The sequence below is a fragment of the Methylobacterium sp. Leaf111 genome (genome assembly GCF_001423285.1).
Lineage (GTDB): Bacteria > Pseudomonadota > Alphaproteobacteria > Rhizobiales > Beijerinckiaceae > Methylobacterium.
The window spans coordinates 258,928-266,828 of the sequence record NZ_LMNE01000073.1 but is presented as its reverse complement, the minus strand read 5'-3'; the positions used below and the strand labels follow the sequence as shown (position 1 = coordinate 266,828).

The window sequence follows — 7,901 nt, the reverse complement described above, 5'->3', positions numbered from 1 at the left end:
GGGCGGGCCTGGCGAGGGTACGCGTTACCAGCGGTAGCGCAGGGTGGCGTAGACGGTACGGGGCAGGCCGTAGAAGCAGCTCGAGTAGCTGAAGCAGCCCGTGACATAGCGCTCGTCGAGGAGGTTCTGGGCGTTGACCTGCATCGTGAAGCCGTTGAGCGTCGCGTCGAGGTTCTTCAGGTCGTAGGTGAGCACGGCATCCACGAGGACGCTTTCCGGCACCTTGAAGGAATTGGCCGGGTCGCCCCAGGAGGAGCCGAGATAGCGCACGCCGCCGCCGAGGCCGAGCCCGAGCAGGGGGCCGCTGGTGAAGCGGTAGTCGACGAACAGCGAGGCGGTGGTGTCCGGGATCTGGACCGGGACCCGGCCCCGGAGCGGCACCTGCTGGTTGGTGACCTGGTTGAGGGTCGTGGTGATGTCGGAGACGGTGCGGGCGTCGATGACCGAGACGCCGCCGATGACGTTCAGCCCCTCGGCCAGGTTGGCCCGCGCCTCGAACTCCAGGCCCTGCACCCCCACGGCCCCGGTCTGCACCACGAAGTTCCGGTTGACCGGATCGGCGTTGGTCGCGTTCGAGCGGCGGATGTCGAAGGCGGCGGCGGTGAGCAGGATGTCGGTGCCGGGCGGCTGGTATTTGATGCCGGCCTCGAACTGGTCGCTGGTGATCGGATCGGGGATGCGGCCGACCGAGCCGAAATTCGCGTCGAAGATCCGCCCGGCGGTGATGGGCTCGAAGGCCTCGCTGTAGGAGACGTAGGGCGCGACGCCGTTGTCGAAGCGGTAGAGCAGGCTCGCCCGGCCGGTGAAGGCCTCGGAGGGCACGTCCTGGTTGGTCACGACGTTGGTCGTGAGGCTCCGGGTCGGGCCGAAATTGCTGGCCCAGTCGTAGCGGCCGCCCAGGGTGAGGACGAGGCGGTCGAACTTGATCTGGTCCTGGACGTAGAGGCCGGTCTGCTCCGACGTGATCCGCGCATCCGTGGTGAAGGGCGGCGTCGGGATGGTCATGGCGTAGTCGGGCGCCAGCACGTTCAGGCTGGGGGCCGCCGGAAAGGCCGTCGACAGGGTGCGGGTCTCGAACCTCCGGTAGTCCACGCCGACGAGGGCGGTGTGCGCGAAGAGGCCGGTGTCGAACTTGCCCACGAGGTTGTTGTCGATGGTGTAGGCATCGATCCCGACCCGGGTGGCGATGCGCGAGCGGTCGATGAGCGGCCCGCTGCTGAAGGGGCCGGTATTCTCGCTGAAGGCACTGTAGACGCTGCGGTAATCGCCCTCGGTGCGCAGGTAGCGCGCCGCCGAGTGGACGTGCAGCGCCTCGTTGATGTCGTGGTCGAAGATGTAGCTGATCGAGGCCTGGGTCCGGTCCGAGCGCTCGAAGTTGCGGTCGCCGTCGTAGAAGTCCACCGGCAGGCGGCCGGTGACGCCGCCGCCGAAGTTGCGCGGGAACACCGTGCCCACGGCGGGGAAGCCGCCGTAGAAGCCCGAGAACGGATCGCGCTGGTAGTTGCCGATGAGGGTGAGCGAGGTGTCGGCGGAGGGCCGCCAGGTGACGCTCGGGTTGATGAGCACGCGCTCGACCTCCGTCGTTACCGCCGGGCCGTCGCCCTTCCAGCCGAGGCCGATCACCCGGTACGCGAACTGGTCGGCCAGCGGCCCCGCCGCGGACGGGATCGGGCCGCCGATGTCGAAGCCGCCGCGGACCTCGCTGAAGCCGCCGCCCTGGACGAAGATCTCGCCGTGCTGGACGAAGCGCGGCATCTTGGACACGAAGTTGACGATGCCGCCGGGGCCCGACTGCCCGTAGAGCACCGAGGCCGGGCCCTTGATGACGTCGATGCGCTCCACCCGGAACGGATCGATGCTCGCCGAGGCGTCGCGGCTGCCCGGCAGGGCGAGGCCGTCGAGGAAGAGCGGCGCGGTGAAGCCGCGGATGTAGAACTGCTCCAGGCGGGTGGCGCCGGCGCCGCCCCGCTGCTCGGTGGTCACGCTCGGCGAATAGCGCAGGGCCTGGTTGATGGTGAGCGCGTTCTGGTCCTCGATCTGCTGGCGGCCGATCACCGAGATCGACTGCGCCGTCTCCAGGATCGGGGTGTCGGTCTTGGTGGCCACCCGACTCTGGGTGGCGACGTAGCCGGGCACCGGGCCGACCGCGCCGCCGGGCTGGCTGCCCGAGGCGTTCCGGCCCGCGCCGGCGCCCTCCACCGAGAGGGTGTCGAGGGTCACCGCGTCGGTGGCGTTCTGCGCCTGCGCATCCCGGAGCGCGAACCCGACCGCAGCAACGCCGGACAGCAGCGTGACCAAGAGACAGCGATGGGCTGCTCTGGCGACGGGACGGGCACGCTCATGCGACGCAAAGCAGTTCACAGCCAAAGACCATTCCAGGGTGAGTACGAAGGCGCTACCGCAGACGTGAATTGACTTACTTTCGGAAGCACCAAAACGTCTTGGCAGGATTCCCAATTCATCTGCAAGAGATATGTTTTTTACTTATTCCAGATTGGAACTGAGATGAGCAGACCGCGCGGACACCACCCTTAATCCCGCCCTCTGCGAAAAAACCCGCACCGCGACCCAAAGCGCACAGCCGGCGGAGGGGGCGTCGATCCGGGGACCCCGGACGGGCCGCGCTCCGGCGGCGCGGGCCGGGAGCGGCTTGTCCCCGAGGATCTCCGGGGAAGATCCCGAACGTCGGTCCACGCACCGAAACAGGATGTCCGACGTCTGCCGAGAGACCATGCAGACCCGCACGGATACTTGAAACGCGCGCCCACAACTCCATTTCAGAACCGTCGATCGCATCCCGCCGCGGGCGGTTCAGGAGACCGCGCGCGCTCTTGCCGTCCTGGGAGGAGCGCCATGCCGGATCCGTCACAGCCGAGGTCTTCGCCACCCGATCCGGTCCGGCAGGCCACGGTGCGGAACCGGCTCCTGCGGGCGATGGGGCCGGAGGATTTCGCGCGGCTCGCGCCGCACCTGGAGCCGATGGCGGGCGCGCTCCGCCAGCTGCTGATCCGACCCAACCAGCCGGTCGAGCGGCTGTACTTTCCCGAGAGCGGATTCGTCTCGATCGTCACCGAGGCCTCGGCCGGCCGGGTCGAGATCGGCCTCGTGGGCCGGGAGGGCCTCGTGGGCGCCACGCCGATCCTGCTCGACAGCGATCGGACCCCCCACCACGCCTTCGTGCAGAGCGCCGGCCGCCTGCTCGCCATCGACGCCCCGGCGCTCCTGGCGGCCGTCGGGCAGAGCCCGTCCCTGCGCCATCTGCTGCTGCGCTTCGTCCAGGTGCAGATCGTCCACCTGGGCAAGACCGCCTTCGCCAACGCCACCTTCACCCTGGAGGTGCGCCTGGCCGCCTGCCTGCTGATGTGCCACGACCGGATCGACGGCGACGACATCGCCATCACGCACGCGTTCCTGGCCCTGATGCTGGGGGTGCGGCGCTCCGGGACGACCCTCGCGGTGCAGAACCTCGAGGGCCAGAACCTGATCCGGGCGCGGCGCGGGCGCATCACCATCCTCGACCGCCCGGCGCTGCGGGCCCTGGCCGACGGAAGCTACGGCACCGCCGAGGCCGAGTACGCCCGGCTGATCGGCGGGGCCTGATCCCCGCCGGGGGCCAATCCCCGCCAGGGGCCAATCCCCGCCAGGGGCGGCGGAGCGGAGGCCGCCCCGGCCCGCGCCGACCGGGCGCGCGCCCGGCAGGTCCTCGCCACCATCCTGGGCGGCTGAGAACGTTCGCGGCCGAGAACGCGCGCGGCTCGGCTCAGCCCCGGTCGGGCCGGGCCTCCCAGATCGCGGCCTCGACGAAGGGGCGCTTCAGCTGCGGGCCGGCGCCGCTGCGCAGGACGAAGTCGTTGGCCCCGGGATGGCGGCGGATGGCCTTGCCGAGGTTCAGCCGGTAGCCCGCCCCGAACACGAAGGGCGGCGCCATCGGGTCGGCCATGTAGGCGTTCACGGCCGCCGTCACCTCGGTCGCGGGAATGAGGCCCAGGTCGCACAGGGCGCGAATCGTCAGCTTCTCGGTCATGCGCTCTTCCATAGGCCCCCGGGGGGCGGGGCCGCAACGCGACCCGTCGCACGGGGCGCGGACGCGGTCTTGAGCCGCGGGAGCGCAGGGGCTACCTCTTGGGACGGGGGCCAAGCTTGCCGGAACCCCGGCTCCGCACGCCGCGCGGGGCAGGGGCGTTCCGCGCAGGGCGCTCCGAGACGCCGTCCCCCCGGCCGAAAGTGCATCCGTGGCACCCACCCTGTCCCCCCCGCTTCCCCCATCCGAGCCCGAGGCCGGCGCCCGCCCGCGGGTGAGCGCGCGGGGCCGCCTGCGGACCTATTTCCTCACCGGCATCATCGTGTCGGGGCCGCTCGCCATCACGATCTACCTGACCTGGTGGTTCATCAGCCTCATCGACGGCTGGGTGAAGCCCCTGGTGCCGGCGAGCTACCTGCCCGACCATTACCTGCCGTTCTCGATCCCGGGCCTCGGCCTCCTCATCGCCTTCGTGGCGGTGACCCTGCTGGGCTTCCTCACCGCCAACCTGGTGGGGCGCAGCGTGGTCGAGTTCGGCGAGGTGCTGCTCGCCCGCACGCCGGTGATCTCCGGGCTCTACAAGGGCCTGCGCCAGATCTTCGAGACGCTGTTCTCCGCCAACGGCACCTCGTTCCGCACCGTCGGCCTCGTGGAATTCCCCGTGAAGGGCACCTGGTCGGTGGTATTCCTGTCCGCGCCGGCCGCCCCGGACGTGCAGAACGCCCTGGCGCCGGGGGGCGACCATGTCGGCGTGTTCCTGCCCTGCGCCCCCAACCCCACCACCGGGTTCTTCTTCTACCTGCCGCGGACCGACATCGTGGAGATCGCCATGAGCGTGGACGACGCGGCCAAGCTGGTGATGTCGGCCGGCGTGATCCAGCCCGACGACCACCCTGCGAAATTCCAGGCCCTGGCGGCGAGCCTGCGGGCCGCCCATGGCGAGCCCCCGAAGGTCGACGCCTGAAGCCGAGACCGTGGCGTCGTCGGAGCCTGCGGCCGGGTGCCGTCGGCAACCGATCCTCCTCGGCGATGCGCCGCGGCGAGGCCCGCGTCGGCGCGTCCCCTCAGCCCGCCCCGAGCAGGCGGATCGCCGCGTCGCGCTCGAACAGGTAGAGCAGCACCCGGAGCGCCTGGCCCCGCGCGCTCGTCAGGCCGGGGTCGCGCTGGACCACGAGCTGCGCGTCGTCGCGGGCCACCTGGAGCAGTTCGGCGTCGGTCTCCAGGCTGGCCAGGCGGAAGGCGGCCATCCCCGATTGGCGGGTGCCCAGCACCTCGCCCTCGCCGCGCAGGCGCAGGTCTTCTTCCGCGATGCGGAAGCCGTCCTCGGTCTCGCGCATCATCTCGAGGCGCGCCCGCGAGACCTGGCCCAGCGGTCCGCGATAGAGCAGCAGGCAGGTGGAGGCGCGCGCGCCGCGCCCGACCCGGCCGCGGAGCTGGTGGAGCTGGGCCAGCCCGAAGCGCTCGGCATGCTCGATGACCATGATGCTGGCTTCCGGCACGTCGACGCCGACCTCCACCACCGTGGTGGAGACGAGGATCTTCGTCTCGCCCCGCTGGAAGCGCTCCATGGCGGCGTCCTTGTCGGGCCCCGGCATCTTGCCGTGGATCAGCCCGACCGCGTCGCCGAAGCTGTGGCGCAGGTCCCCGAAGCGCTCCTCGGCCGCGGCGAGGTCGACGAACTCGGATTCCGCCACCAGGGGGCAGATCCAGTAGACCCGGTCGCCGGCGGCGAGCGCCCGCCCCAAGCCCGCCACCACCTCGTCGAGGCGGTCGGTGGAGACGAGGCGGGTGGCGATGGGCTGGCGCCCGGCGGGCTTCTCGTCGAGCACCGAGACGTCCATGTCGCCGAAGCAGGTCAGCGCCAGGGTCCGGGGGATGGGGGTCGCCGTCATCACCAGGATGTCGACCGCCGCGCCCTTGGCGCCCAGAGCCAGGCGCTGGTGCACGCCGAAGCGGTGCTGCTCGTCCACCACGGCCACGCCGAGATCGGCGAAGACCACGCTGTCCTGGAACAGCGCGTGGGTGCCGACGACGATGTCGACCGCGCCGGCCGCCAGGGCCGCAAGGGTGGCCCGGCGCTCGGAGGCCCTGTCGCGCCCGGTGAGGAGGCGCAGGCGCAGGGGCGCGGCCAGGGGGGCGAGGCGCTCGAAGTGCTGGCGCGCCAGGATCTCGGTGGGGGCCATCAGGGCGGCCTGGCGCCCGGCCTCCACGGCCGAGGCCATGGCGAGGAGCGCCACCGCGGTCTTGCCGGAGCCGACATCGCCCTGGAGCAGGCGCAGCATGCGCCGGTCGGAGGCGAGATCGGCGCGGATCTCGGCCACGGCGCGGCTCTGCGCCCCCGTCAGCCCGAAGGGCAGGGCGGCCTCGATCCGGCCGCTCAAACGCCCGTCTCCCGCATTGGCCCGGCCGGGCGCCCGGCGGTTGCGGGCCCGCATCAGGGCGAGGGCCAGCTGCGAGGCCAGGAGCTCGTCGTAGGCCAGGCGCCGCCGGGCCGGGGAGCGGGGAGCCGCGCCGCCGCCCTCGGGCACGGGGGGCGGGGCCACCTCCGGCCGGTGCTCGGCCCGCAGGGCGTCGGCGAAGGCCGGCAGCCCCTCGCGGGCGATCCAGGCCGGGTCCTGCCACTCGGGCAGCACCGGCAGGCGCTCCAGGGCGGCATGGGCCAGCTTCGAGATCGCCCGGGAGGTCAGCCCCTCGGTGGCGCCGTAGATCGGCTCGACGGTGGGCAGGGCGGCGAGCCCCGCCTCGTCGACGATGCGCGCGGGATGGACCATCTGGCGGTGCCCGTCCCAGAGGTCGATGCGCCCCGTGATGTAGCGGTGGCTCCCCAGGGGCAGCATCTTCTCGACCCGGGCCTGGGGCATGCCGAAGAACACCAGGGTGATGTCCCCGGTGGCATCCTCCACCAGCACCCGGAACGGCCGCCGGCCCGCCCCGGGCTGGGGCGCCCGGTAGCCCGTCACAGTGACGCCGAGGGTCACGGGCTCGCCGGGGGGCGCCTCGGCGATGGAGCCCATCAGGCGCCGGGCGACGCCGCCCTGCGGCAGGTGGAACAGGAGGTCGACGATCCGGGCCGGCTGCTCGGGAGTGCCGAGCAGCCGCTCGATCATCGGCGCCATCTTGGGCCCGATGCCGGGAAGGCCGCGCGCGGGCGCGAAGAGGGCATCGAGGACGCTCGGGCGGAGCAGGGGCTGGCGGGACGCAGGCTCGGTCATGCGGCTCGGGGGCGGGAAACGGGCGGATGGGAATCCGGAGGAGGGGGCAGGACCCGGGCGGAACCGGACGGCCCGGGCGGGATGGCGGCGCGGGCCGCTGACTCTATATACCGCCTGGAAGGCTTGGTCCCGCGACGGATGACGCACCGGGGCCGGGCCGGGGCTGCCACGATCCGAAGGATCCCCCGATCCAAGGATCACAGCATTCCGGGATCCCCGCATCACAGGCTGACCGCATGTCCGGCACCACCCGCACCAGCGCCGACCTCGATCCGCGCCGCCGCCGCACCCTCTTCCGCGCCTGGCACCGGGGCATCCGCGAGATGGACCTGATCATGGGCCGCTTCGCCGATGCCGAGATCGGCACCCTCACGGAGGAGGAGCTCACCACCTTCGAGGCCCTGATCGAGGTGCCCGACCGCGACCTGTTCCGCTGGCTCACCGGCGAGGACGCGACGCCCGCGAACTACGACACCCCGGTCTATCGCCGCCTCAAGGCCTTCCACAGGCACGACGCGCCGATCCACTAGGGATCGGCGCGCGCGACCCGTCCCCGCCCCCGGATTCCCGAGCATCGGGTTCGCCGGCCCCGGCATCGGCGCCGGGGTCGTGGGAAGACCGTCGATCGGTCGAGGCCGACCCGGACGGTCAGCGTCGGAGCTGAAAAC

The 7,901-nt window shown here is 72.0% G+C and carries 6 protein-coding genes; 3 read left to right on the top strand and 3 right to left on the bottom strand.

What is annotated here, in order from left to right:
• Window positions 1–24: 24 nt before the first annotated feature.
• Window positions 25–2,289, bottom strand: coding sequence for a TonB-dependent siderophore receptor (locus tag ASF41_RS22705; protein WP_244472581.1), 2,265 nt, complete (start codon window positions 2,287–2,289; stop codon window positions 25–27).
• 564 nt (window positions 2,290–2,853) lie between these two features.
• Here ASF41_RS22705 and ASF41_RS22700 point away from each other — a divergent pair.
• Window positions 2,854–3,600 carry a Crp/Fnr family transcriptional regulator gene (locus ASF41_RS22700; RefSeq protein ID WP_056221913.1) on the top strand — a complete coding sequence of 249 codons (747 nt, stop codon included), beginning with the start codon at window positions 2,854–2,856 and terminating at the stop codon, window positions 3,598–3,600.
• A 160-nt stretch (window positions 3,601–3,760) separates the two neighbouring features.
• On the opposite strand, the gene ASF41_RS22695 is transcribed toward ASF41_RS22700, so the two are convergent.
• Window positions 3,761–4,024 carry a hypothetical protein gene (locus ASF41_RS22695; RefSeq protein ID WP_056221917.1) on the bottom strand — a complete coding sequence of 88 codons (264 nt, stop codon included), beginning with the start codon at window positions 4,022–4,024 and terminating at the stop codon, window positions 3,761–3,763.
• Window positions 4,025–4,232: 208 nt separating this feature from the next.
• Between ASF41_RS22695 and ASF41_RS22690 the strand changes: the two genes are divergently transcribed.
• Window positions 4,233–4,985 (top strand): DUF502 domain-containing protein, encoded by a 753-nt coding sequence (locus tag ASF41_RS22690; protein WP_056497330.1) that lies wholly within the window; start codon window positions 4,233–4,235, stop codon window positions 4,983–4,985.
• Between the two features lie 100 nt (window positions 4,986–5,085).
• Here ASF41_RS22690 and recG read toward each other — a convergent pair whose 3' ends face one another.
• The gene (gene recG / locus ASF41_RS22685) at window positions 5,086–7,233 is read right to left on the bottom strand and encodes an ATP-dependent DNA helicase RecG (RefSeq protein ID WP_056221929.1); all 2,148 of its coding nucleotides are present in this window, start codon (window positions 7,231–7,233) and stop codon (window positions 5,086–5,088) included.
• A 236-nt stretch (window positions 7,234–7,469) separates the two neighbouring features.
• On the opposite strand from recG, the gene ASF41_RS22680 reads away from it, so the two are divergent.
• Entirely contained in the window at window positions 7,470–7,763 is a 294-nt protein-coding gene (locus ASF41_RS22680; protein WP_056221932.1) for a succinate dehydrogenase assembly factor 2, read from the top strand.
• Window positions 7,764–7,901: the final 138 nt, after the last annotated feature.

Excerpts from the sequence above, each read along its gene's own strand:
- recG (WP_056221929.1), bottom strand. The coding sequence starts at position 7,233 with ATGACCGAGCCTGCGTCCCGCCAGCCCCTGCTCCGCCCGAGCGTCCTC.
- ASF41_RS22680 (WP_056221932.1), top strand. The coding sequence starts at position 7,470 with ATGTCCGGCACCACCCGCACCAGCGCCGACCTCGATCCGCGCCGCCGC.
- ASF41_RS22700 (WP_056221913.1), top strand. The coding sequence starts at position 2,854 with ATGCCGGATCCGTCACAGCCGAGGTCTTCGCCACCCGATCCGGTCCGG.
- ASF41_RS22695 (WP_056221917.1), bottom strand. The coding sequence starts at position 4,024 with ATGACCGAGAAGCTGACGATTCGCGCCCTGTGCGACCTGGGCCTCATT.